The following is a 25372-nucleotide window of genomic DNA, read 5'->3' as shown; positions in this document are numbered from 1 at the left end:
TTAGCATAACTCGCTTTGCTGGCTTTGCCAGCCAACCAGGTTAAAATCATCCTGGTCCTATAATTTTCAGGACCTGTATTAGATAAAAGAGGCCCCATGCATAACTTTTACCCTGCTGATTTTCGAGGACAATTCCCTGCTTTGCAGGATGCGGGGGTCTATCTGGATAGTGCCGCAACAACCTTAAAACCGCAGTGTTTAATCGATGCTACCGCCGCTTTTTATTCACTCAGCGCCGGAACGGTTCATCGTAGTCATTACGCCGCCGCGCGGGAATTAACCGGGCGTTATGAACAGGCCAGAACGCAGGTAGCTAGCTGGATTAATGCCGCCGACCCCCATAGCATCGTCTGGACGCGCGGCACCACCGAGGCCATTAATCTGGTGGCGCAAAGCTGGCTGGGACCGCAGCTGCGCCCAGGTGATGAAATTGTAGTTTCCGAGGCGGAACACCATGCCAACCTCGTTCCCTGGCTGATGCTGGCACAAAGCCGCAACGCTAAGCTTATAAAACTGCCGCTGGCGGCGGATCGGCTGCCGGACCTGACCATGCTGCCTCAACTGCTGAATGACAAAACGCGCCTGCTGGCGCTTGGACAAATGTCTAACGTAACCGGCGGACGACCGGCGCTGGAGCAGGCCATCACCCTTGCTCATCAGGCAGGGGCTAAGGTAATGATTGACGGTGCGCAGGGCATTGTCCACGCCCGCACCGACGTGCAGGCACTGGATATCGACTTTTACGCCTTCTCAGGCCATAAGTTTTACGGACCGATGGGGATCGGCGTGCTATACGCAAAGCCGGAACTGCTGGAGGCGATGCCCCCCTGGCACGGCGGCGGCAAGATGCTCACCCGGGTCGACTTTGACGGTTTCACCGTGCAGCCGCCCCCCTGGCGCTTTGAGGCCGGGACGCCAAACGTTGCAGGTGTCGTTGGTCTGAGTGCCACCCTTGACTGGCTGGCCAGTATTGATATGGACGCTGCCGAACGCTGGAGCTGCGGGCTGGCGGATATCGCTGAGGAACAGCTGGCAACGCTGCCCGGCTTTCGCAGCTTCCGCGCCAGCAATGCCAGCCTGCTATCGTTTGAGCTCGCCGGCCTGCACCACCATGATGTCGTGACGCTGCTGGCTGAAAGCGGCGTTGCGCTGCGGGCCGGGCAGCATTGCGCTCAGCCGATGATGCAGGCCCTTGGCGTATCCGGTACGCTACGCGCTTCTTTTGCGCCTTATAATACTCTGCAGGACGTAGAAGCGCTGGTACGCGCGCTGCGTCTGGCAGTCGATCTGCTGGGAGACGCCTGATGAATACAGCCGAGCTGGCTCCACATCCGTTTGGTTCACTCATTACCGCCGGGAGTTTGCAACAGCAGTTCAGCGCGTTTCAGCACTGGGAAGAACGCTATCGCCAGCTGATAATGTTGGGTAAGCAGCTGCCAGCGCTGGACGAAAGCCTGAAGCAACCCGATATTGAACTGGATGGCTGTGAAAACCGCGTCTGGCTGGGCTGCCAGCCGCGCGAAGATGGTACGCTGCATTTTTACGGCGACAGTGAAGGACGCATCGTGCGCGGCCTGCTGGCAGTGCTGCTGACCGCCGTTGAAGGCCAGCCGGCGCAAACACTGCGCCGCGACGATCCGCTGGCGCTGTTCGACCAGCTGGGCTTGCGCCAGCAGCTCAGCGCCTCGCGCGGCGCCGGGCTGGAAGCGCTGGCAGCCGCGGTCAAGCGTGCCGCCAAAAACGCCTGAGATTACAGCGCTGCGGCAGCCTGAGCCCTGGCGGCTTTAGCCTGTAACTTCTTCAGCACGTGCGATACCGCAATAAAACCAAAGGTGGCCGTTACCATCACCGCGGCGCCAAAGCCCGACTCACAGTCCATGCGCTTTGGTCCTTCAGCCGTCGCCCGCGAGGCGCAGACGCTGCCGTCCGCCTGCGGATAAACCAGCGCTTCAGTGGAAAATACGCAGTCGATCCCCAGCTTGCCCTTACTATTTTTTACTACGCCAAAATCCTGCTTTAGCCGTTCGCGCAGCTTCGCCGCCAACGGATCCTGAATGGTTTTTGCCAGATCCGCCACCTGGATCTGGGTAGGATCGATCTGACCACCCGCACCGCCGGTAGTAATTAACGGCATTTTGTTACGCCGGCACCAGGCAATCAGCGCAGCCTTGGGACGCACACTGTCGATGGCGTCGATAACATAATCAAATCCGCTCGCCATCATCTGCGCCGTATTATCCGGCGTGATAAAGTCATCCACGCAGGTAACCCGGCACTCGGGGTTAATCGCCAGAATGCGCCCGGCCATTACGGCGGACTTGGATTGCCCGATATTTTCCTTCAGGGCGTGGATCTGGCGGTTAGTATTGGTTACGCATACATCATCCATATCGATCAGCGTAATTGCGCCAATACCGGTTCGTGCCAGCGCCTCTGCGGCCCAGCTCCCTACGCCGCCAATACCCACCACGCAAATATGTGCGCCGGCAAACACGCTGAGCGCCGACTGGCCATACAGCCGCGCGGTACCGCCAAAGCGTTGCCGCCAGGCGTCGGAAAGCAAAGTCATGACTGACTACCTCAAAAACAAAACGTAAAGCGGGTCGGAGACGGCCCGCAGCAGCAACAGGGTTAGCTGATTAACTAGTTACCGGCAGCGGCGGTCTGCGTAAACAGACCGGTTCCCGGCGCGGCGCGCAGCACCCAGACGCGCCCGTAATGATTATACCAGCCAGCGAGATGCGCCGCCTGCTGACCGATGCCCTGATAAATATCGAAGTGCTGGCCTTTAATCGCGCCGCCGACGTCCAGCGACACCATCACCCGCATCTCATATTTGCCGTCGAATTTACCTTTATCATTCAGCAAAGGAACCTCAGCCAGCAGCGCGGAACCTGGTGGGATCAGCGCGCGATCCGCCGCCACCGAAGCTTTTGCCACCAGCGGCACCGCGCTGGCGCCGCGCACCGGTGTAAACGGCTCAGGCTTAAAGAACACAAACGAGGCGTTTTGCTCCAGCAGTTCCCGCACTTCGGCTGGCGAATGACTATCGCCCCAGTCGCGAATCGCCTGCATCGACATATCTTCGCGTTTTACCTCACCGCGGTCGATCAGCACCTTACCAATACTGCGGTAGGCGTGGCCGTTTTTACCGCCGTAGCCAAAGAAGGTCAGCGGTCGGCCGTCGCCATAGTCAACATAGCCGCTACCCTGCACATCCATAATGAAATTGTCCATCAGCGAATTGCTGTAGGCGATGACATATTTATCGCTTAGCGCACCGTTATAGATTTGCGCACGGCTTGGCAGGCGACGCCCGTATTTCGGCGGCATACGGTAGATGGGATACTGGAAAGCCCCCTGACGGGTATAGCGCGCCTGCAACACCGGCGTGTAATAGCCGGTAAACTGAACGTTGCCGTAGTGATCAACGCCTTCCATCTGGAAGGCATCAAGGCCATAGCGCCGCAGCTGGCGGGTATCCCCGCCCGACATCAGCCAGCCTTTAATGGCGTTATAGGTCGCCTGCTGGCGATTATACATTGCAGGGGAGGCATACTGAATCTCAAGCAGCTGATCGGAGAAATCTTTGGCATTTACCGGCGTTCCTTTTGCATTCGGCTGGTTGACCAGCGCAAAGGGCTGTTCCAGCTTGCCATCGATATACTGCTGCCCCCTGTCGGTTGGCTTTGAAGAACAGGCCGCCAGCAACGCTGCCAACGTACCTACCAGACATAATTTTATTGCCAATCCTTTCATTACCGCCGGGCCCCTTCGCTGATTTTCAAGAACCATAACAAAGGCAACGACATAAAGAAATGTGGCGTGCATATAAAGCAGCGAGGCAGACAGGCCCGAACCCGGCATTGTTCAACAAAACGGCAGTTGACCGCTGAAGGCAAAAAAAGGGTTGCATACAATCCATTGCAGAGTATAGTGCGCATCCACGGACGCGGGGTGGAGCAGCCTGGTAGCTCGTCGGGCTCATAACCCGAAGGTCGTCGGTTCAAATCCGGCCCCCGCAACCAATCAACGCTAAAACGAGACGTTTTCGCGCTGGTTCACAAACTCCAAACGCTTAAGCGGCGCAGTGCTCCGGGGTTTGACAATTAAGAAGTAAGACGGACGCGGGGTGGAGCAGCCTGGTAGCTCGTCGGGCTCATAACCCGAAGGTCGTCGGTTCAAATCCGGCCCCCGCAACCAACACAATCAACACCCTTTCGGGTGTTTTTTTATGCCCGCAATTTGCCTGCGGGCCCCGGTTATTTATGCCTGGCCAGCACCGCGCCGTTGGCAAAGTAAGCTTTGATGCCGGCGAGGATCGCCCGGGCAACCTGCTGCTGGTAACGCGGCGTACGCAGCTTACGCTCTTCTTCAATATTACTGATAAATGCGGTTTCAACCAGAATCGACGGGATATCCGGCGCTTTCAGCACTGCAAATCCGGCCTGGTCGATAGTGCGCTTGTGCAAATGATTAATCCCCCCCATCCGCGACAGCACTTCTTTACCAAATTTCAGGCTGTCGCTTATCGTCTGGCGCTGCACCATATCAAACATGGTATGGTCGAGATAGCGATCGCCGCTCATACTGACCCCGCCGATTAAGTCCGACTCGTTCTGCGTTTGCGCCAGAAAACGTGCCGCTGCGCTGGTTGCACCATGCGTGGAGAGCGCAAATACCGACGAGCCGCGCGCGGCTCGGCTGGTAAAGGCATCGGCGTGAATGGAAACAAACAGATCGGCACGCACCCGACGCGCTTTTGCCACCCGCACCTTTAAGGGAATGAACACGTCTTCGTTGCGCGTCATGTGCGCACGCATATTGGGTTCTTTATCGATTAACGCCTTCAGATAGCGCCCCATCTTCAGCACGATATCTTTTTCCCGGGTTTTCATTTTACCGTGGGCCCCCGGATCTTCCCCGCCGTGTCCGGGGTCAATCATAATCACAATCGGCCGGTCTTTCCCCGCCTTGCCGGGCAATGGCGCCTCGGCCGGCTGGTCTTGCTCCAGTTTGCCGTTATTGTAATCTTCCAGTAATGCTAATAGCGGATCGTCGGGAATCGGCTTCACCGGGTACAGATCCAGCACCAGGCGATCTTTTATGCCTGCGACCGGCGCCAGGGTAAACAGGCGCGGCGCGACGTTTTGCTTAAGCTCCAGCACCAGCCTTACCGTGTTGGCATCAAACTGGCCTACGCGGGCGTTTTTAATATAGGGATCGTCCCGGCGCACCAGTTCACCCACCCCCTTCATTACCTGATTAAGCTGAATATTTTCAATATCAACCACCAGTCTGTCGGGGTTAGTCAGCGCAAACTGTTTATACTGAAGAGGCGTGCTGGATTCGATAGTTAAACGCGAATAGGTGGTAGAAGGCCAGATACGCACCGCCACAACGTGGCTGCTGGCGGCCAGTCCAACCTTGCTGACGCTAAGTAACCAGACAGCGCCGGCACCTTGTAATAAGCGACGACGGCTCACATTAAAATCAGGATGGGACATGCAGCTCCGCTTTGCTGTGTTGTATAAAAATGAAGCGATAAAAAGTTTTGGCAAAACTTTACCCAATCCGCCAGCCGGTGTCACCCTAAAAAAGCGATAAAATGCAACAGATTAGAGGTTTTTTACTGTCCTGACGCATCTCTCTGGCCGGATTCCACTTGCGCCTGGGCGGTAAAAGAATAAAAATACATTTTTTACGAATAAAAATGCACTTATGAGGGTCTGACGTGAAGGAACGTAGCACTGAGTTGGTCCATGGCTTCCGCCATACCGTCCCCTACGTAAATGCCCACCGGGGCAAAACATTTGTCATTATGCTGGGTGGTGAGGCCATTGAGCATGAAAATTTTACCAACATCGTTAATGACATCGGTTTAATTCACAGCCTTGGCATTCGGCTGGTGCTGGTTTACGGCGCCCGACCGCAGATCGACGCTAACCTTGCCGAACACCACCTCGAACCGGTTTATCATAAGCATATCCGCGTCACCGATGCCCAGTCGCTGGAGCTGGTGAAGCAGGCGGCAGGACGGCTGCAGCTGGATATTACCGCCCGGCTTTCAATGAGTCTGAGTAACTCTCCGTTGCAGGGCGCACATATTGACGTCGTGAGCGGCAACTTCATTATTGCCCAGCCTCTCGGCGTCGATGACGGCGTCGATTATTGCCACAGCGGACGTATTCGCCGGATCGACGAGGAGGCTATCCATCGCCAGCTTGACGGCGGCGCCATCGTGCTGCTCGGCCCGGTAGCGGTTTCCGTTACCGGTGAAAGTTTCAACCTGACTTCGGAAGAGGTGGCAACCCAGCTGGCGATTAAGCTTAAAGCTGAAAAAATGATCGGCTTTTGCGGCGGCCAGGGCGTCAGTGATGATGACGGCAACATCATCTCCGAGCTGTTCCCCAATGAAGCACAGACTTATCTGGATCGACGCGAAAGCGAGGGCGACTATCTTTCAGGCACCGTGCGCTTCCTGCGCGGTGCGGTCAATGCCTGTCGCAGCGGCGTGCGGCGCAGCCACCTTATCAGCTATCAGGAAGATGGCGCTCTGGTGCAGGAGCTATTCTCGCGCGACGGCATCGGCACGCAGATTGTCATGGAAAGCGCCGAGCGTATTCGTCGCGCGACCATCCACGATATCGGCGGCATTCTGGCGCTTATTCGTCCGCTGGAAGAGCAGGGAATTCTGGTGCGTCGCTCACGCGAACAGCTGGAGATGGAAATTGATAAATTCACCATTGTTGAACGCGATAACCTGACCATTGGCTGCGCGGCGCTCTACCCGTTCCCCGAAGAGAAAATCGGCGAGATGGCCTGCGTCGCCGTTCATCCCGACTATCGCAGCTCTTCCCGTGGCGAGGCGCTGCTGGAACGCATCGCGCTGCAGGCGAAGCAGATGGGCCTGAAGAAACTATTCGTCCTGACTACCCGTAGCATCCACTGGTTTCAGGAACGCGGTTTCATGCCGGTGGATGTCGAGCATCTCCCCGAAACCAAGAAGAAGCTTTATAACTTCCAGCGAAAATCAAAAGTGCTGATGGCCGACCTTAAATAGCGTACAGCGGGCAGGCTGCCCGCTGTCTGAGGAAGCTATGGCGCCAGGCGTGCGATCAATCCGCTGCGCCGTTCGGTAGGGGAGCGGATCGCTGCCTGCAATATTTTACCGTCGGCGTACAGGGACAAACGTTCGCGGGCGCGGGTGATCGCGGTGTAAACCAGTTCACGGGTCAGCACCGGCAGAACCTGGCCGGGAAGCACCAGCGCGGTATGCTCAAATTCCGACCCCTGCGATTTATGAACCGTCATCGCCCAGGCGGTTTCATGCGGCGGCAAACGGCTAGGCTGAACCGCTTTAACGCTGCCGTCAGGCAGCATAAAAAACACCTTCAACCTCTGCTGATCGTCAGGCATCGCAATGCCGATATCGCCATTGTACAAGCCGAGGGCGCTGTCATTGCGCGCGATCATTATCGGGCGGCCGGTAAACCAGCGGTTGCCTCCGGGCGGCCGCTGAATAAGTCCGGCACGTTGCAGAGCCTGAGCAATGCGCTCATTTAACCCCTGAATGCCGAAAGGCCCCTCGCGCAGCGCGCAGAGAACCTGGTAATGGCTAAACTGGCGCAGCACCGCCTCCGGGGCGGCGCCGGCCTGCAACGCACTCAGGTAGTCCCGGAAGCCGGCGACCGCGTCCTCCAGCATCTGCTGGTAGTCCTGCTGGCTCAGCAGCGGCTGCAGGCTAATGTCAGTGAATCCACGCTGCCATACCTTCTCAGCCTGAGCAACATCACCGTTGTTGACCGCCTGTGCCAGTTGACCAATACCAGAGTGGCTATCAAAACGGTAGCTTGTACGCAGCAAGCAAATACTGTCACGTACCGCTACCGCGTCAACGACATCGCTAGCGATCAATTCGCAGCCGGTAAGCTGATGCAGCTCCTGCGCGCGCTGCGGACTGTAACCCTGACCGGCACAGCTGCAGATATCGCCCAGCACCGCGCCGGCCTCAACCGAAGCCAACTGGTCGCGGTCACCGAGGAAAATCACCCGCGCACGCTCGGGCAATGCAGCGATCAGATTGGCCATCATCGGTAAATCCACCATCGAGGCTTCATCCACCACCAGCACGTCCAGATGCAGAGGATTATCCCCATTGTGGCGCAGACGCTGGCTATCAGGCCTGGCGCCCAGCAGACGGTGCAGCGTGGTAGCCTCCTGAGGAAAACGCGCTTTTTCCGCCGCGCTAAGGCCTAACCCGGCCAGCGCGTTGCCTAACGACTGCGTCAGACGCGCCGCCGCTTTACCCGTCGGCGCTGCCAGCTGAATACGCAGCGGTTCCGGTGAGAGTTGAATAAGCGCCGCCAGCAGCTTTGCCACGGTGGTAGTTTTACCGGTTCCCGGCCCGCCGGAAATAATGGCTACCCGCCGGGTAAGGGCCACCGCTGCCGCAATCTTTTGCCAGTCCTGCAGTTGCCGCCCAAAGTGGTGATCGAGCACCTGGCGCAGTTGCTCAGCGGGAAACGCCGCCACCGACTGCGCCGGGGAAAGAAACGCCGCAACCCGCCCTTCAGCTTGCCACAGGCGATTAAGATAGAGTCGCTGCTGGCTCAAAACCAGCGGGGTTGGTGACTCGCCCTCGCTAACCGTATCCTGATATTTAAGCAGCCCCAGCCAGCTTTGCGGCGCCCCCGCCGCCAGCCAGATAGCCTCAGACAGTTGTGGATCGCGGGCGGCGAATAAATGCTGTCGCGTCATGCGCGCCAGCGGCAGGCAGACGTGCCCGGCCCCGGCCTCGGCGCTCACCCAGGCCGCTGCCAGCATGAGCTGCGGATGCTGGTTGGCAATTAGCAAGGCAAACTGTAAATCCAGCGGCCGCAGCATTCCCTGCTCGCAGGCGCGTTGCAGTAGCACACTCATGCTATTCATAGCGCCGCCTCTTCACTTCCGGCAAAGCAGGCGTCCAGCCCGGCCAGCAGCGCGGCATCCGGCCGTGTGGTGAATACGCCATTACCCTTGCCATCCACGCCGCGTAAAAACAGATAGATAACGCCGCCAAAATGACGCGCGTAGTCATAATCCTTAATTCGCTGGCGCAGGTAGCGGTGCAGCGCCAGGCTGTATAGCTGATACTGTAAATCGTAACGATGGCTGCACATCGCTTCTTCCATGGCCTGGCGGCTGTAGGCGGACGCATCCTCTCCCAGCCAGTTTGATTTATAGTCCAGCAGGTAATATTTGCCCTGCCAGCAAAAGACCAGATCGATAAACCCCTTCAGCATCCCGCGCACCTGATGAAATTGCAGCGGCGGAGTCTGCTGTGACAACGGGTCGAAGCGACGTATCAACCCATCCAGCGTTTCAGCATTCAGCAGACGGTCGATTGGCAAATAAAAGGCCATCTCGGCGCGCTTACTGGCATTGCTAAGCTGATTAAGGCTCAGGCCGTTATCCAGAAGCGGCGCCTGCAGCACGGTGTCCATCCACTGCTGAATCACCGCCAGCCAGTGGGCTTCATATCCCGCAGCCTGTAGCGCCCCGGCCAGCCAGTCGGTGTCGATCGGTTGGGTAAAGTCCAGCTGCTCGAACAGTGCATGTAAAAAAGTGCCAGGCGCTGCGCCACGTGGAAAGCTGTGGGGCGTGAGCGTCGGCTCTTCCATGGGCTGACCGCGCTCCCCCGCCGCATCGATATCGAGGCGAGGCAGCAGATCCAGCGCCCGCGCCTGCCCATGCTGCTGCAAACCGGAATAGCTGGTAACCCGCCAGCGATCGGCCAGACTGCGTTCAACCCTGCGGCTGACCAACTGCTGGGTCTCTTCCCCTACCGGCTGCCAGGGCGTGGTAACCGTTTCCGCCGCCGTGCACAGTGCTATCCCCTGCTGACAAAACGCTTCCAGCGCGCTGCGCAGCTGCGCCGCATCCAGTGCTTCACCGCCTTGCAGTAGCCAGCCGAGGGCGCTTTTGTGCAGATCGCTGGCGCCCTCCTTTTTACGATTGCCTTTGATCAGCGGCGCAACCCCAAGGCTGCAATGCCATTTCGCACGGGTAAGGGCGACGTACAGCAGACGCAGGTCTTCAGCCAGCCTCTCCTGCTCCGCCAGCTCAACGCTTTGCGCATCATCCTGCAGGTCCAGCAGCGTTTCAAAACTCTGACGATCGTGATAAAGCCCCTGACTGGCTTCTCTGAAGCTGGCAATAAAAGGCAGCCATACCAACGGATATTCCAAACCCTTTGATTTATGGATGGTGACAATTTTTACCAGATGACGATCGCTTTCCAGCCGCAGTTGCTGGCTGGCAGCATTGCTGTTCGGCTCAGCAATCGACTGCGCCAGCCAGCGTACCAGCGCATGCTCGCCGTCGAGGGAGGCCGAGGCCTCCTGCAACAATTCGCTAAGATGCATAACATCCGTCAGACGACGCTCTCCCGCTTCGGAGGCCAGCAGGTTTTCCGCGATTGATCGCTGCATCATCAGGTCGCGCAGCATCGGCAATACGCCGCGATTCAGCCACAGCTCACGGTATTCGCTGAACTCCTCGACCAGCGCATCCCACTGCTGCTCGTTTTGCGACAGCGCATCCAGGGTCAGCGCATCAAAACCAAACAGCGAGGTCGCCAGCGCGCTGCGCAGCGTACGCTCCTGCTCCGGCGCCAGCACCGCCTGCAGCAGCCAGAGGATCTCCCGCGCTTCCGGCGTGGCGAAAACACTTTCACGGTTAGACAGGTATACCGAAGGGATATTAAGCGCCGCCAGCGCATCGCGTATCAAAGTGGCTTCATCGCGACTACGCACCAGCACGGTAATATCCGAAGCCTGCAGCGCGTGCATTGCGCCGGTTTTACCGATCAGCGCCGTGCCCAGTTGCCCCGCCTGCAGCCAGCGACAGATGTCTGCGGCACACTGCTGCGCCATATAATCCTGATATTCGCGCTTACTCACTGCCTCACCGGGCTGCAACCAGATGCGCAGCGCCGGCTGTTCGCTACCCGCCAGGGTAAATTGCAACGTCTGATTAGGCGGTGCCGCTTTAACCGGAATGAAGGGGATCTCAGCAAACAAAAAAGGCTGTGGCTGGCTGTCAAACAGCCGGTTAACACTGGCAACCATCGACGGGGATGAGCGCCAGTTCGTTTCAAGGGTGTAGTGCGCGTTTACTGCTGCGCGCGCTTTCATGTAAGTGAAGATATCTGCGCCGCGAAAAGCGTAAATCGCCTGTTTAGGGTCGCCAATCAGCAGCAGCGCGTTTTCCTCTCTGCGGCCATAAAGCCGATGAAAAATACGGTACTGCTGCGGGTCGGTATCCTGAAACTCATCAATTAACGCCACCGGAAAGCGCTGACGTATCGCCTGCGCAAGGCTTTCTCCGCCAGCGCGCTGTAGCGCTTCGTCCAGTCGGCTTAACAGATCGTCAAAACCCAGCTGCGCGTGCTGCAGCTTCTCCTGACGAATGGCGGAACGCACCTCTTTCAGCGCCAGCGCAATCGCCAGATCGCGCAGAGAGCGCGGTTCCGCAAGGAAATGATCAATCGCGCTAAACAGCGGGTGACGAGGCGCCTCGCCCTTTTTAGTTTTTTCTTCCAGCACGCGCTGACCAAAACGCTCGAGTTCTTTAACCACCTCATAGCCGTCAGTTTCCGCCGCCGCCCACAGGTCAATTTTATTCAGCCATTCGGGCAAATAGCGGCTGCTGTAACTGCGTTTATCCACTCCTGAGTCGCTAATCAGCGCCTGCACGTCCTTGCCCTGCGCCAGCCACAGCGCTTTCATAGCGTTAATCCGGGCGACGATGCGCTCATGGCGGCCGGTTAAGGTTTCGCCATCCTCCGGCGCGATTTTAAAGCGCGGCGCTTCGCCTCCCAGCCAGGGTGACAGCGTGGCAAGTAGCTTATCCGGGCCGCGCCACAGGTCAGCCATGACGCGGGCAACCGGCAGAGGCAGCGAATAGCAATAGCGCCGCCAGAAATCGGCGGTGGCCTGCCGACGCAGCGGCTGCTCATCTTCCAGCAGCGTTTGTTCAAACGGCATACCTGACTCAAAAGCGTTAAGGTTCAGCATGCGCTGACAAAAACCATGAATGGTAAAAATTGCCGCCTCATCCATCTGACGCTCCGCCGCCAACAGCCACTCCGCCGCCTCATCAAGGGAAGAAAGCTCACTGAGCAGCGCCGCCAGCACGCCATCATCGCTATAGCCGCGCACGCAGGCCAGCCGCAGCCGATGGATATTCTCACGGATGCGCCCGCGCAGCTCGGCGGTCGCGGCTTCGGTAAAGGTCACCACCAGGATCTCATCCACCGTCAGCTGACGCTGATAAGCCGCCTCGCCCCCTAATCCTAACAGCAGACGCAAATAGAGGATGCCGATAGTAAAGGTTTTTCCGGTACCGGCAGACGCTTCAATCAGCCGTTCACCGCGCAGAGGCAGCTGAAAAGGATCCAGCCGCTCCGGCTTACGTTCGCTCATGGCGTCTCACCTTTGCTGGATAACGACTGTTGCAGCGCAGACACCGTCTGCCAGGTTGTATAGCCCGGCGGCGCGGCATATTCCGCCGCTGGCTGACTATTGCCGCTAATCTGCGCCAGTAATGCCAGACCGCTGGGGGCAACCACCGCCTGGTGAAAATAGTCGGCGATGCCCTGCGGCGTCAGCCCGGCAATTTGCCCGATGACTCTGGCGCGAGTGTCAAAGCGATAGTTTTCCCGATCAAAATCTTTAATAAAGCGGCCAGCCTCTTCATCCAGCGTTTGCGGGCGCTGCTTGAGAGTATTAATGATTGCCGTCTGATACTGGCTAAAATCCGACTTGCTCATCTGCCGCAGCCGCTTCTCCGCCTGCGGATAAAAAGCGTTAAAACGCTGCATCAGATAAGCGGGCTGTTTAGCGCTACTTTGCAGTAAAAAGCCGATCCCCCACTGATGGCCAACCGGCATCTGAAAGGTAAATACCGCGTAGCCCAATTGCTCCTGAGTACGCAACTGGTTATAGAACCACGGCTGAATTATCTGGCTTAGCAGCGCGCTGTTGGCGATGCTCTGATATTCCTCATAGCCAACAGGAACATACACTGCCGCCAGCGCCGAGTCTGAACTGCTGCCGCTGCGCTGCAAATTACCCTGCGTTAACCGATCCAGCACCACGTAGTTGCTGTGCCACCAGCCGTGCCCGACGCTGCCGGCAGCCTGCCTGAGGGTTTGCCCGAGCCCGATGCTGGTCGTCGGCGTCATATTACCAACCACCAGCATTTCAGGCGTCGCCTGGGTTAACAACGCCTTGCGATAATCAAGCAGCTCCTGCAGCGTAATGCCATTCAGCAGCTCACGTCGTTCGCTTCGCTCGGTATAAGGCAGCTGCGATAGTAGCTGCGAAGGCATAATAGCCTGCTCATAAGGTTTGGCTTTTTCAACGGCATCAAGACGCTCCCGATACCATGATTTTGCCTGAGCAAGCTGCTGCTCGCTGGGCTGGTAGCTGGCATAACCCTGCACCAGGGTGGTCATAAGCTGCGGTAAATGCTGGGTAAAGCCACTGGCCTCAAACAACACGCCGTCATCTTCAGCGGTAGAAAAGCTAATACCGGCCACTGACGCCTGAGAGCTAAGCTCATTCAGCGCCAGACCCGCCAGATAATCATTAAGGGCGTAAAGCACCTGATTTTTTGCCGTGCTCATTGCCATCCGGTTACGCAGGAAAAAGCTGATGCTGGCCTTCGGTTCACCGGCGAAGTAGCGGCTTGGCATATAGAATACCCGCAGCCCGGCGTCATTTAACACCTGCTGCGGATGCGCATAGGGCTTCGGCGTTTTAACCAGGGTGAAATCATCCGGAATATAAGGATTAAGCGCTGGCGCAGAGAGCGAAATCGCCGCCGCCAGACGCTGCCAGTCAGCAAACTGCTGCGGGCTAATTTTATCCACCTGATAGGGCGCATCGACGAAATAGGCGCGTTTATTATGCGGTTCGCCAGGACTGATATACCAGATGCGCGCGTTTTGCGGCGTCATCTCCTTTAGCCTGGCGGCGATCGACTGCGGATCGTAGCGGTCAGCGCGCCACGGCGCGTCAAGCACATCAGCCGGCGGCACGCGCAGCATCATATCGGCAAGCCACTGGATGTAATCCATATCGCGGGTGATCGAGGGATAGCGGAAATCGAGCGCCAGGACGTGCGATACCTCGTCAAAATAGCGCTTATCTATGCCCTGCTTTTTCAGCATGTCGAGGTAGCTGAAAACAGCAGCAACGACCTTATCGCGCTGAGCCAGACCGGCATCGGTTAGCGAAACCGAGAGGGTAAACACGCCGCCGTTGCGATTAACCATCGGGTCGGCGCCGGCGTTAACGCCGTCGGCCAGCCCCTGCTTTTGCAGCCAGTCGGCGAGGGTATTTTTACTGCGGTTACCTATCAGGTAGCTAATCACGGTATCGGTTTTACTGCGGAACTTATCGCTATTGTTACCGATACGGAACTCAATACGCAGCTGCTTATGCGGCTGCGCCGGCACGTAATGAATGAGGATGCCTTTCTGCGCCCCGGTGACCACCGGCGCCTTAATTGTCGCTACGCGCGCATTATGATTGGCGATCCGGCCAAAGGTCTGACTGGCGATGCGGGCCAGCTTATCAAGCGGCTGGTTACTGTAGATCACCGCCTTCATCAGGTTAGCGGAGTAGTAATGATGATAAAAATGCACCAGCGCATCGTGCAGCTTGCTGCCCGGCTTATCGCGCAAGGTTTCAAGGTTGCCGCCGGAGTAACGCGAGGCGGGATGCGCCGGATTTAAGGTCTCCGCGCCCACCTGAGCCATACGCAACCCGTCGCGTGCGCGCGCCATCGTCAGCTCGGCGTCAACCGCATGGCGCTCCCGGTCGGCATTCAGCGGATCGAGCAGCGGTTGCGCAATCGCGTCCGCCAGCCGATCGACGGCCGGTTGCAGGGCATCATTTTCGACTTCAAGGAAGAAAGCGGTACGATAAGAGGCGGTGCTGGCATTGTGGCTGCCGCCGTGTTTTTTAAGAAACTCCGCCAGGTTATCCGGCTGCGGATATTTCTTTGATCCCATCAGCAGCATATGCTCGAGATAGTGCGCCAGACCCAGCTGGCTATCAGGGTCGTCCAGAGAACCGACGGGCAGCGTAAGCGCGGCCAGCGACTCCGGCGCCTGAGGGTCGGAAACCAGCAGCACCGTCATACCGTTATTAAGCCTGATGGCCTGATACTGTCGCGGATCTTTTTCACTCTTACGAATGGACGTTGCGATGGGCTGCCATGCTGAAGCGGCCTGCGAAACCGGACTCCAGAGCGTTGCTGCCATCAGAAAACTACCTAACCACCATCCATACCCGCGCATCCAGTCTCCTCAACGTTCAGCCTGCTACCGCTTTACCATACTGTGGATTAACCCCGGCAATGCGGCTTTTGCTCCGCCTCTCAGGGGGCATATGGCTCGCAGCCCGCTAAACAGCCTACAGCATGTTGTGTTAAATGTCCGTAAAGCACGGGCAGCGACAAACGACGAAGAATTAGTCGTCGGTTGGGTCGATGCGCGCTTCAAACAGTGGCAACAGCCAGACTTCAGCCTGGCGGATCATTTCCTGCAGATGCGGCTCATCGAGCGTTCGCATCAAACGCTGTAAGTAAACGTCGCTGCCCTCGCCCACCGACTGAAAGCCATCCTGCCAGCTTTGCATAAATCGGGCGCGCGCCTTGCTGAGGCTGGCCTCATCCTGGTTAAGCGTACCGGTCTGCTTATTGAAAACAGTTTCCAGCCAGGCCGCGGAGGAACGCACCAGCAGCAGCGGCTGCTGCATTCCCTGCAGATAACCATCCATATACTGTTGCAACAGCTGGCAGGCGCGCGGCGCTGCAACCGCCGCAAAATGCCACTGACTCTCCTGACGACCAAACATCCGGCTTTCGCCTTCGCCGCCGCCGGCACACCACACCAGGTGCTCCAGCCACAGCTGTAATGCGTCCGTGATATTCAGCACGCCAGGGCGCCAGCGCAGCAGACCGTCAGGCTGGATCTGGGTCAGCCAGCCACTGAGCTGCGTCTGCCCAAGCGTCAGGGCGACCTCCTGCTGAGAAACCGGCTGGCGCTGACTGCGCACCCGCTCAGCCAGTTGCTGCATTTCATCGAGCTGTTCCTGCCAGATTAGTTCGCCAAAAGCACCGTAAGGGAGCTGCCCCGCAGCCCGGTACTGCGATAACAGCCGTGCGACATCGCCGCCCTCGACCAGGGTATTGAGTAAAGCAACGTTAAGCTGATAACGGCTCAGACTGTCGAGCGTAAAGGGTTCGGCATCGGGCAGACTGGTTTCTTCCAGGAAGAAGCTGACGCCCAGCCGCTGATTAAAGAATGCCCGCACCGGATGACGCCAGAAGCGCAGGAAGTTATCAAATGCTACCGTCTCAAGGGGCAACGCCGGCAGCGACTGCATAAAGGGGGGATGCGCTTTGCCGCTGCCGGTTGCCGCGGGAAGCCATTCACTGGCGTAGCTGGGCCAGGGATTATCCGGCATAAAATTCTGCCTGGCAAAAGGCGTACGCCCGTGCAGGAAATGCAAATACTTCATCAGGTTACGCGCGCTGTCGTCCGGCTCCAGCTGGCTATCACCAGTCAGTACAAAGCTTTGGCCAATATATTCCAGCAATTCGCTCAGCAGCACCGAGGGGAAGCGCTCGCTGTTGTCCTGAATCGCCCGGCCAATATAGCTGATATAAAGACGTTGCCGCGCAGAAAGCAGCGCCTCAAGGAATAAATAGCGATCGTCATCGCGCCGGCTGCGATCGCCGCGTCGGCTCTGCTGACTCATTAAGTCGAAGCCCAACGCGGGCAGAGTTCGTGGATAAACGCCGTCGTTCATCCCCAGCAGACAGACAACCTTAAACGGGATTGAACGCATTGGCATCAGAGTACAAAAGTTTATCGGACCGGCCAGAAAACGCTGGCTAATCCGCTCGTTATCGAGCCGGCTGTTGAGATCGTCACGCAACAGCGTAATGGCAACGTCTTGTGGAAAGCGTGCCTGCAGGCCGTAGCTAATCATCTGCTGCCACTGCGATTCAATCAGAGTAAGGGCCGCCTCGCTGTCAGCATCCGTGATGAAGAAATCATCCAGCAGCATACGGCATAAAGGTAGCCATTCACTGAGTGAACGCACCGTTTTTAACCGGGATCGCCAGAGGCTGAGTTTTTCCAACAGGCTTGCCAGATTTCCCGCCAGTTCGGCCACCAAACCGCTGGATTCATCATAGGGCAATATGCCCTGCCATTGACCGGCTTCGCTATCCATTGCATAGCCTAACAGCATGCGCGTCAGGCCAAACTGCCAGGTGTGCTGGCCGTCTGGCGGAAGCTGGAGGTCGGCAACGCTGCTGTCATCCAGCCCCCAACGTATCCCGGACTCTTCCACCCACAGGCGCAGACGACGCCGATCCGCTTCCTCGATAGAAAAGCGCGCTGCTAACGCCGGAACCTCCAGTAGCGCCAGCACCTCTTCACTGCAAAAACGGCTCTCCGGCAGGCTGAGCAGCGAGAGAAATGCCGGAATAACCGGATGCGCCTGGCGCGCGCGCCGGTCGGAGATCGCAAAGGGTAAATAACGCTCGCCCGGAGCATTGCCAAACGCCGCCTGGATGAAGGGCGCATAGCTGTCAATATCGGCCACCATCACGATAATATCCCGTGGGGCAAGGGACGGGTCCGCATCCAGCAGCTGTAACAGGTAATCCTGTAGCACTTCAACTTCACGCTGTGGGCTATGGCAGAGGTGCAGCGAAAACGATTGGTCGTCAGGCGCCAGAACACGCTTCGCCTGACTGTTTTGCAATGCTGCGGCATCCATGCCGATGACCGCCCTGTCCTCCAGCTCCAGCAGGTCGTGCTGTAAATGGGTTAACAGACTATCCGCATCGATATCAACGAAAGCAGATACCTCGTTTGGCTCCAGTCCGGCCAGCAGATAGAGGTTATCGCGCCCCAGCTTGCCCCAGGATGCCAGTAGCGGGTTACTCAGGTTTTGTTCGCCGTCAGGATTGAATAGTGTGGTCGCGGCTTCCGGCTGGCGAAACTGCGGTATTTGCTGCTGGTTAAGGTAGTGACGGCGATGACGCTGCTGCAGGCGCGCCAGAAAAGCATAATCCTGAATATCGCCCCAGTAATGACGGCAGGGGTTAGTGAACATAAGATGCACATCAATATGGTTACCCAGCGCTTTTAACGCCTGCAGATAAACCGGAGGAAGCGCGGAAATCCCGCAGATAAACACCCGGTCTGGCAGCCCTTGCGGTCGCGATGCGCCGGGGGCGAGTCGCTCGATAAAGCGCTGATATAAATTGGCGCGATGCCAGCCTGACTGTTCCAGATCTGCGGTATAGGCAACCAGCTTGCGCCACAGGCTGGCCTGCCACTGCTGGGTCTGGTCGTCACTCAGATTAACGGCCAGCTCCCCTTTTTCCCAGGCGTTCAGCCAGTCCGGACGATAGACCAGATACTGGTCAAATAAATCCGCAACGCGGGTTGCCAGCTGAAACAGCTTGCGCTGGTCCTTATCATCGGTCAGATAATGCTGCAGCTGGCTAAAAGCAGGCTGCGTCAGCATCTCAGGCAGGATAGCCATCAATTTCCAGCTCATGCTGGATTTATTAAATGCGCTTTCCTCCGGGATACCAGACAGCACCCGGGTAAACATATCCCAGATAAAAGTCGCGGGCAGGGGAAACGTGATATTTGCCGCAATATCCAACTCCTGCGCCAGTGCCATCTGTAGCCACTGCGCCATACCGGGGCTTTGCACCAGCACCACTTCGTCGGCCAGCACGTCGGGCAGCGGTTGGGCCGCCATGATTCGGGCCGTCAGGGTTTTGAGCAAATCCAGCTGGTTGGAGTGATAAACGGTGAACATACCTTTTCCCGCGATGACTTAGTTATTTTTGCGCTGGCGGCTGCGCGGCGATGTCAGACCCTGCGCCTAAAGCAACCCCGGCGTTGACCAGCCCGCCAATAGACTTCGCCAGATCGGCGGGCATGGCAATAACCTTGCTGTTATTGCTGGTTGATAACGCCGCGAGGGTATCGACATAGCGCGTGGCCAGCTGATAGTTCAACGCCTCCTGTCCACCAGACATGCTAACGCTGTCAGCCAGCAGCTGGTTGGCATGCTTGGTCCCTTCGGCAAGAGAAACCGCAGCGGCAGCCTGGCGAACCGCCGCTTCCTGATCCGCTTCCGCCTTCAGAATGGTCGACTGCTTAACCCCTTCAGCCTCGAGAATTGCCGCGCGTTTTTTACCTGCTGCACGCGTTTCAATGGCTTTTCTTTCACGCTCTGCCGCCGCCTGCTGCTCCATCGCGACCTGCATCGAGGCGGAAGGATTAATGTCCTGGATCTCAATTGAACGAACGATAAGTCCCCAGTCGGTCATTTGATCGGCCATCATCCTCAGCAGTTCGCCCTTGATGACGTCCCGTGACGACAGGCTTTCATCCAAATCCATCTTACCAATGGTGGCACGCAGCGACGTCATGCCAAGATTCACCGTCGCTATCTCAAAATTCTCTACGCCGTAAGCCGCTTTCTGCGGATCGGCTATTTTCACAAAGCAGATAGCATTAACGCTGACCACCGCATTATCGCGAGTAATGACTTCCTGGGTTGGAATATCAAACATCTGATCTTTGGTTGACAGTTTATAAGCAACGTTATCAAGGTAAGGAATGAGAATATTCAAACCGGCGCTTAACGTAACGTGATACTTACCTAAGCGTTCAACGATCCATTGCTGTCCCTGCGGGACGATGCGCACGCATTTAAACAGCGTGACCAGTACGACGATTAATAAAATGACTATGGCAAATAATCCCACCTGCATTACACACCTCCACTTTGTTGATGTAATGACTGCGTGCGCGCAACGCGCACCAGATATTTTTCAAGCTGCTCTGTTACCACCACCCTGGTATCCGCCGGCAGGGGCTCATCAGAGACGCAGCGCCATTCGCTGGCGCCCATAACGGGTTTTTGCAATAACAAAAGCCCCTGTTGGGTTGAGGAACATCCACGCGCCAGCACGCCGATTTGCCCTGATAGCGAATCTTCTAATGCCTCGGGAGAATTATATTTTCTGTTATAGCGCGACCATAACCAACCACATAGCAACATGGCGATAATCCATAGTCCCAGCTGCCATTCAATGCTTAGTTCGGGCCAGATTAAAGCGACCAGTGCGGGCACTAACGCCGCAATCGCCATCCATAGGCCAAAAAAGGTCGTGGTCATTAATTCAACCAGTAAAAACAGGCCGCTGACGATAATCCACGCCCACCAGATAATGCTTATATCCATACCCCACCTCCGGCGATCTTCTGCTTTTAGCCCGAGTATATCGGCGACCCGCCGCGCAGAGAAGCCTTATCTTTTATTTTTCAGGGTGTTAGTTTGTCGCAAATCAGCTGATTAAGGCGGATGTTTTTTTGCCGCCAGCGCGTTGAAGCCTGATAGAGCTGACAACCTTGCGGCCCGGGACGACGCTGTAGATAAATAGCACGATCGCTGGCAGACAGTCCTTGTAAGCTCTGGCGCAGCGCCTGCCAGCGCTCCCGCTGCTGCCATTGCCCGGCGAACCCCTGACTCATCGCCTGCTGTCCCTGTAGTACTGCGCAAAGCGTCATATTCATTAACAGCAGCGCCAGCAGTACCTCCGGCAGGCTGAATCCATCCTGAGAATAGCTCACGGCTGGCAATCCTGCGTCAGAGGACAGTAATCTATCCAGCCGCGCGGCTTCGGCCTGAGCAGCCCCCGCCGCAGTTCAATCCAGCGCCAGACGCTGAGCGACCCCGCGCCGCTGTCGCCACGAATTACGCCCTCATTGCCCTCGCCGTTCATTAGCAGGCAGGCGCGCCAGGACAAGTGTGGGTAGAACTGGCAGTGCCAGCCCGCCGCAGCCCGCCAGTGGCGACGGATGCCCCACGCCAGCGCCGAACTGGCCGCCACCTGCTGACGAATAAAATGCTGCTCGCCCACCACGCTGAACCAGCCGGCAGAAAGCTGCCGCAGATTACCGTGCATCACCAATATCGCGGCCAGCATCAATATCATCACCATGCCAGAAGCACTACTACCCCTTTGTCGCAGCATCGCCGTTCTCCCTGGTCACCCATCTTTGGACCTCAACTTCAAGCGCTGGCCATCGCACCGAGCGCATTCTGAGACGAAACCACACGCGATCGCCCTGTACTTGCAAATTAAACGCAGTTATCCGCACGTTATGGGGATCGTTCATTTTTTCCCAGCCACTGCCATTACAGTCAGCGACCCCGCGCTGTGTTTCAAGATTGCCGGCGCGCAGACGGTAACCGTAATAGTCGCTGTATGCCGATGAGGGCGGTTCCCAGCGACCATCGCTGTTCTCATCCCAACGTATCAGCAGGCAATGCGCAGCGCTGAGGGTTAAGCCAGTGCCGGCACAGTCGCCATGACAATATCCCGCACGGCGCACGGCCTTCTCCAGGGAAAAAGCCAGGTAGTAGGCCTCATCGTGCAGCTGCGCCAGCATGGATTGCTGCAAATTGGCGGCAGTCAGCGCCGATAAAAATCGCCCGGCAAGCGGGAATAAAATAGCCATTAGCAGCAGAGCGATCAGCATTTCAATCAGCGTAAAACCCCGCTGATTGATCAGCCGCACGCCGTATCACCATCAGCACAGATACGAATTCGCCCGCGCGATGCCACCACGACACGCATCGAACCGGCGGCATTTTGCAGGATAAAGCTTCCCGGCCGCGCCACGTCGCGGCGTCCATAAAAACCAACGTCGGCAGTGGTAGCCTGCAAATGAACGTCCTGCCAGGGTGCGCACAAACGCTGTTCCGCCACCAGGTCGCTGTCTTCAATCCCCTCCAGACACCAGTCAGCGCCGGTTCGCCCCCGGATAAGCCAGTTGCTATTGTGCCAGCTCGCCGCCGAGCGCAGCCCGAGTAAAAACTGCCGCAGTTGGCTGGCGCTGTCCTGAAGGTGCCACTGCTGCTGCCAGCGTTGCCATCCCTGTACCGTGCCGACGGCAAGCAGGCTGGATATCAGCATCACAATTATCATTTCCAACAGAGTGAATCCGCCGCAGGTTAATTTACGCATGCCATTATTGTGACTGGCGAAGAACGTAAGCCCAGCGCCTGATAACGTTTTTGCGAGCGTGGCCGAAAGGAAAATACGTGCGGTTGAAAATGGCGAGGCTGACGCGGTGCAAGGCCGATAAATAGCCTGTATCTCAGTCTGAAAGCGATCCGGGAAGGAAAAAAAGGTATAACGTATTGATACGACTGATGCAGCAAAAAGCCAGCGCACGGTTACTCATGGCTGATTTAACCGCGCCGCGCAGTCGGATACACTCAACGCCGCGAATTAAACACAGGAAAACGCATGTCGCATCAAACCCAGCTGGTTGATATCAGCCAGCGCGTGCCTGGCGCCCGCATCGAACTTAAATACGCCAGCGATGATAATATTACCGGCAAGCCAATTTATCGGCATCCACGCGCCCTGCTACACGCTGACGCCGCGGAAAAATTAGCCCGCAGCGCCGCGATCGCCCGCCTCGCCGGGTTTACCCTGCTGATCTATGACGCTTACCGCCCGACGCAGGCCCAGGCTCATCTCTGGCACGCCTGCCCGGACCCGCAGTTTGTGGTGCCGGTAGAGATTGGCTCCAATCACAGCCGCGGTACGGCAGTGGATTTAACCCTGCTTGATGAGAGCGGCGAGGCGCTGGAGATGGGCGCAGGTTTTGATGATATGCGGGCTATTTCCCATTCATATAATCCCGATGTGCCTGTTGCTGCCCAGCGTAATCGTCTGCTGCTGAATGCGATTATGTTTGGCGCCGGCTTTGTCGGCATGGCAACGGAGTGGTGGCACTTTGAACTGCCCAACGCCCGCGACTATCCGCTGCTTGATGACCACTTTGACTGTTATCCGCTAACGCGGTAAAACCTCAGCGCCGCTGGCGCAGCCACTCATCGAGACCGGAGGCGAACAGCTGCCGGTCACGCTGGCTCAGCGACGCGGGACCGCCGGTCTGGATGCCGCTGGCGCGCAGGGTATCCATAAAATCACGCATCGTCAGACGCTCGCGAATGGTGGCTTCGCTGTAGCGTTCGCCGCGCGGGTTAAGCGCTACCGCGCCTTTTTCCAATACTTCAGCGGCCAGGGGAATATCGGCGGTTACCACCAAATCACCCGCCTCAACGCGACGGACGATTTCATTGTCTGCCACGTCAAAACCAGCAGCCACGCGCAGCGTGCGCAAAAAGCGCGATGCCGGCACCGTCAGCGGCTGATTAGCAACAAAGGTCACGGTGACCTGCTCACGATCGGCTGCGCGATACAATACCTCTTTGATGACTTTCGGACAGGCATCGGCATCAACCCAGATAGACATAACGTTTCCTTTACTGCGCGCTGGTGGGAATGATGGAGATTTTGCCGTTCTTTTCCAGAATGGCAAATTTAATCTGATCAATCCGCTCCAAACCCTGTGTGCTGCGCGCAGTATGCAGAATATCCTCTTCAGTAATTCCCGCCCGGCGGGCGCGCTTCGGTAGCAGCTTGCCGTGCTCAACCAGAATCAAGGCGCTGCCGTCAATTAACAGCTCCAGCCGTGGAAACCATCCTTTCAGCCTGCCAAAAGCGATATCAATGGTGATTAACGTTACAATGGTCAGCGACGCTCCGGTCACCGAGAAATCGTCGCCGAGCAGCGCCTGCTGCGTCGCCTCGCTGATAATCAACAGCAGGATTAAGTCAAACGAGGTCATTTCCAGCAGCGGACGCCGTCCGGCGATCTTCAGAACAATCATCAGCACAAAATACATGCTGGCAGCGCGTAGTACCGTTTCCATCTCAGCTCCTAAGGATAGATCCACTGGGAAAACTGCACTCTGGAACCTTCAGAGGTGCTTATCGTAATCGGATAATAGCCCGGCTTCTGGGGCTGCAGGCCTATCCATACCGAAGCGCCGTTTTCTACGCTGTCGCGCGGCCAGCTGATAGTCATTTGGTGATGCGTACTCACGGCCCGCAGCGGTTGAGGTTGCAACGTTTGAATCTGAAAGTTATCCATGGCTTCACTACTTAAGGTAAGCACCAGCGGCCCATTTCCAGTACGCAGCTCGCGGATAACCATCGACATGTCGCTATCGAACAGGCCAAATCGCTGATATTCCACCTGCAGGCGGCCATCGTCAGAGGTCAGAGTACGGTTACTGAGAAATCCCTTAGAAAACAATCCACAGGCACCCGCTAGCACAATAATCATCAGCAGGACTGCGCCAATACGCTGTATGCGCCATTCCAGCTGCTGCCAGGACATATTTTCCTGTACCGGGGAATGGCGGCTGCGTTCTTCATCAGGCTGATTGCGGCTCATTTTTTCTCCCATGCGCTGTCGTCTAAGTGTAGCCAACGCTGGCATCCAGCGCAGAATGACGTAAGCTGTCAGGCAATATTGCGCATGACAGAGAACTTCACGATGGAAAAGAAAATCGGTTTTATTGGCTGCGGCAACATGTCAAAGGCGATCATTGCGGGCCTGGTTAACGGCGGCCGTTTCGAGGCCAAAAATATTCTGGTGTTTGACCGTAAGGCAGCCACTAACCGGGATATGCAGCAAAAGTTCGGCATCACGCCGGGTAACAGCGCGGCACAGGTAGCGGCCAATGCCGATATTCTGATCGGCGCCGTAAAACCTAACGTGATGCTGTCGGTAATCAGCGATCTGACGTCCAGCATGAAACCCGATGCGCTGTTTATTTCGATTGCCGCCGGGGTCACGATTGCAACCCTGGCCTCGGTGCTGGGCGATGAGCGTAAGATAGTTCGCGCTATGCCGAATACGCCGGCGCTGGTTGGCGAAGGAATGACCTCGCTGACGCCGAATACCCACGTCAGCAGCGAAGAGATGCGGCAGGTACAGGAAATTTTCACTAGCTTCGGTAAAGCTGCCGTGGTGCCCGAATATCAGATTCACGCCGTGGTCGGCGCCAGCGGCTCCGCGCCAGCCTACGTTTTTATGCTGATTGAGGCGATGGCCGATGCGGCGGTGCTAGGCGGATTGCCGCGCGCGCAAGCGTATCAGTTCGCGGCGCAGGCGGTTAAAGGCGCCGCTGAGATGGTGCTGGAAAGCGGCAAGCATCCGGCAGAGCTGAAAGATATGGTCTGTTCTCCTGGCGGCACGACCATTGAAGCGGTAAGAACACTGGAAGAGAAAGGCTTACGTTCGGCGGTAATCGAAGCCATGCAGCGCTGCATGGCAAAATCTGAAGCGATGAGCCGTAATTAATCTCCGGCGCTGCGCCGCTTTCCGGGCACAGCGCAG

At 57.1% G+C, this 25372-nt stretch carries 21 protein-coding genes and 2 tRNA genes; 7 read left to right on the top strand and 16 right to left on the bottom strand.

The features are described 5' to 3' along the window. Positions 1–96: 96 nt before the first annotated feature. On the top strand, positions 97–1305 hold the full coding sequence (csdA, locus tag BTJ39_RS13115; RefSeq protein WP_078003150.1) for a cysteine desulfurase CsdA: 1209 nt from the start codon (positions 97–99) through the stop codon (positions 1303–1305). Next, positions 1305–1748: a cysteine desulfurase sulfur acceptor subunit CsdE gene (gene csdE / locus BTJ39_RS13110; protein ID WP_078003149.1), complete on the top strand. Its 444-nt coding sequence runs from the start codon at positions 1305–1307 to the stop codon at positions 1746–1748. Before csdA ends, csdE begins: the two co-directional genes overlap by 1 nt. A gap of 2 nt (positions 1749–1750) precedes the next feature. On the opposite strand, the gene tcdA is transcribed toward csdE, so the two are convergent. Both tcdA and mltA read right to left on the bottom strand, forming a co-directional pair. After that, on the bottom strand, positions 1751–2569 hold the full coding sequence (tcdA, locus tag BTJ39_RS13105; RefSeq protein WP_078003148.1) for a tRNA cyclic N6-threonylcarbamoyladenosine(37) synthase TcdA: 819 nt from the start codon (positions 2567–2569) through the stop codon (positions 1751–1753). A gap of 74 nt (positions 2570–2643) precedes the next feature. Then, complete coding sequence (mltA, locus tag BTJ39_RS13100; protein ID WP_078003215.1) at positions 2644–3759, bottom strand: murein transglycosylase A; 1116 nt, start codon at positions 3757–3759, stop codon at positions 2644–2646. A gap of 192 nt (positions 3760–3951) precedes the next feature. Between mltA and BTJ39_RS13095 the strand changes: the two genes are divergently transcribed. Together BTJ39_RS13095 and BTJ39_RS13090 are read left to right on the top strand one after the other, a co-directional pair. After that, positions 3952–4028 (top strand) — tRNA-Met (locus tag BTJ39_RS13095). Between the two features lie 98 nt (positions 4029–4126). After that, positions 4127–4203 (top strand) — tRNA-Met (locus tag BTJ39_RS13090). 59 nt (positions 4204–4262) lie between these two features. Here the strand turns inward: BTJ39_RS13090 and amiC are convergent. Beyond that, positions 4263–5507, bottom strand: coding sequence for an N-acetylmuramoyl-L-alanine amidase AmiC (gene amiC / locus BTJ39_RS13085; RefSeq protein WP_078003147.1), 1245 nt, complete (start codon positions 5505–5507; stop codon positions 4263–4265). A 227-nt stretch (positions 5508–5734) separates the two neighbouring features. On the opposite strand from amiC, the gene argA reads away from it, so the two are divergent. Continuing rightward, positions 5735–7063, top strand: a complete 1329-nt coding sequence (argA, locus tag BTJ39_RS13080) for an amino-acid N-acetyltransferase (RefSeq protein WP_078003146.1) — start codon at positions 5735–5737, stop codon at positions 7061–7063. 35 nt (positions 7064–7098) lie between these two features. Here argA and recD read toward each other — a convergent pair whose 3' ends face one another. The 10 genes from recD to BTJ39_RS13030 all read right to left on the bottom strand — a co-directional run bounded on the left by recD (position 7099) and on the right by BTJ39_RS13030 (position 22134). Beyond that, entirely contained in the window at positions 7099–8931 is a 1833-nt protein-coding gene (gene recD, locus BTJ39_RS13075) for an exodeoxyribonuclease V subunit alpha (RefSeq protein ID WP_078003145.1), read from the bottom strand. Then, positions 8928–12467, bottom strand: coding sequence for an exodeoxyribonuclease V subunit beta (gene recB / locus BTJ39_RS13070; RefSeq protein ID WP_078003144.1), 3540 nt, complete (start codon positions 12465–12467; stop codon positions 8928–8930). Before recB ends, recD begins: the two co-directional genes overlap by 4 nt. Continuing rightward, entirely contained in the window at positions 12464–15352 is a 2889-nt protein-coding gene (gene ptrA / locus BTJ39_RS13065; RefSeq protein ID WP_078003143.1) for a pitrilysin, read from the bottom strand. Before ptrA ends, recB begins: the two co-directional genes overlap by 4 nt. A 172-nt stretch (positions 15353–15524) precedes the next feature. Beyond that, a complete protein-coding gene (recC, locus tag BTJ39_RS13060) occupies positions 15525–18908 on the bottom strand; it encodes an exodeoxyribonuclease V subunit gamma (protein WP_078003142.1) in 3384 nt (1127 codons plus the stop codon). Positions 18909–18930: 22 nt separating this feature from the next. Continuing rightward, positions 18931–19872, bottom strand: coding sequence for an SPFH domain-containing protein (locus BTJ39_RS13055; protein WP_078003141.1), 942 nt, complete (start codon positions 19870–19872; stop codon positions 18931–18933). Beyond that, positions 19872–20345 carry an NfeD family protein gene (locus BTJ39_RS13050; RefSeq protein ID WP_078003140.1) on the bottom strand — a complete coding sequence of 158 codons (474 nt, stop codon included), beginning with the start codon at positions 20343–20345 and terminating at the stop codon, positions 19872–19874. The genes BTJ39_RS13055 and BTJ39_RS13050 overlap by 1 nt, the downstream gene beginning before the upstream one ends. A gap of 80 nt (positions 20346–20425) precedes the next feature. Beyond that, positions 20426–20734: a hypothetical protein gene (locus tag BTJ39_RS13045; RefSeq protein ID WP_078003139.1), complete on the bottom strand. Its 309-nt coding sequence runs from the start codon at positions 20732–20734 to the stop codon at positions 20426–20428. Then, positions 20731–21138, bottom strand: a complete 408-nt coding sequence (locus BTJ39_RS13040; protein ID WP_078003138.1) for a DUF2509 family protein — start codon at positions 21136–21138, stop codon at positions 20731–20733. Before BTJ39_RS13040 ends, BTJ39_RS13045 begins: the two co-directional genes overlap by 4 nt. Continuing rightward, positions 21119–21685, bottom strand: a complete 567-nt coding sequence (locus BTJ39_RS13035) for a prepilin peptidase-dependent protein (RefSeq protein WP_241825909.1) — start codon at positions 21683–21685, stop codon at positions 21119–21121. Before BTJ39_RS13035 ends, BTJ39_RS13040 begins: the two co-directional genes overlap by 20 nt. Further along, complete coding sequence (locus BTJ39_RS13030) at positions 21676–22134, bottom strand: prepilin-type N-terminal cleavage/methylation domain-containing protein (RefSeq protein ID WP_139356350.1); 459 nt, start codon at positions 22132–22134, stop codon at positions 21676–21678. Before BTJ39_RS13030 ends, BTJ39_RS13035 begins: the two co-directional genes overlap by 10 nt. Positions 22135–22419: 285 nt before the next feature. Here BTJ39_RS13030 and ddpX point away from each other — a divergent pair, with 285 nt between their 5' ends. Beyond that, on the top strand, positions 22420–22986 hold the full coding sequence (gene ddpX, locus BTJ39_RS13025) for a D-alanyl-D-alanine dipeptidase (RefSeq protein WP_078003136.1): 567 nt from the start codon (positions 22420–22422) through the stop codon (positions 22984–22986). A 4-nt stretch (positions 22987–22990) separates the two neighbouring features. Here ddpX and BTJ39_RS13020 read toward each other — a convergent pair whose 3' ends face one another. The 3 genes from BTJ39_RS13020 to BTJ39_RS13010 are packed head-to-tail and all read right to left on the bottom strand — an operon-like array spanning position 22991 to position 24424. Beyond that, positions 22991–23437: a YaiI/YqxD family protein gene (locus BTJ39_RS13020; protein ID WP_078003135.1), complete on the bottom strand. Its 447-nt coding sequence runs from the start codon at positions 23435–23437 to the stop codon at positions 22991–22993. A gap of 10 nt (positions 23438–23447) precedes the next feature. After that, positions 23448–23897, bottom strand: a complete 450-nt coding sequence (locus BTJ39_RS13015; RefSeq protein ID WP_078003134.1) for a DUF421 domain-containing protein — start codon at positions 23895–23897, stop codon at positions 23448–23450. An 8-nt stretch (positions 23898–23905) separates the two neighbouring features. Further along, the gene (locus BTJ39_RS13010) at positions 23906–24424 is read right to left on the bottom strand and encodes a hypothetical protein (RefSeq protein WP_078003133.1); all 519 of its coding nucleotides are present in this window, start codon (positions 24422–24424) and stop codon (positions 23906–23908) included. A 102-nt stretch (positions 24425–24526) separates the two neighbouring features. Here BTJ39_RS13010 and proC point away from each other — a divergent pair, with 102 nt between their 5' ends. Next, positions 24527–25336 (top strand): pyrroline-5-carboxylate reductase, encoded by an 810-nt coding sequence (gene proC, locus BTJ39_RS13005; RefSeq protein WP_078003132.1) that lies wholly within the window; start codon positions 24527–24529, stop codon positions 25334–25336. Positions 25337–25372: the final 36 nt, after the last annotated feature.

Source organism: Izhakiella australiensis (assembly GCF_002006995.1).
Classification (GTDB): Bacteria; Pseudomonadota; Gammaproteobacteria; order Enterobacterales; family Enterobacteriaceae; genus Izhakiella; species Izhakiella australiensis.
The sequence above is the reverse complement of the archived record's forward strand: the minus strand, read 5'-3'. Positions and strand labels throughout refer to the sequence as shown.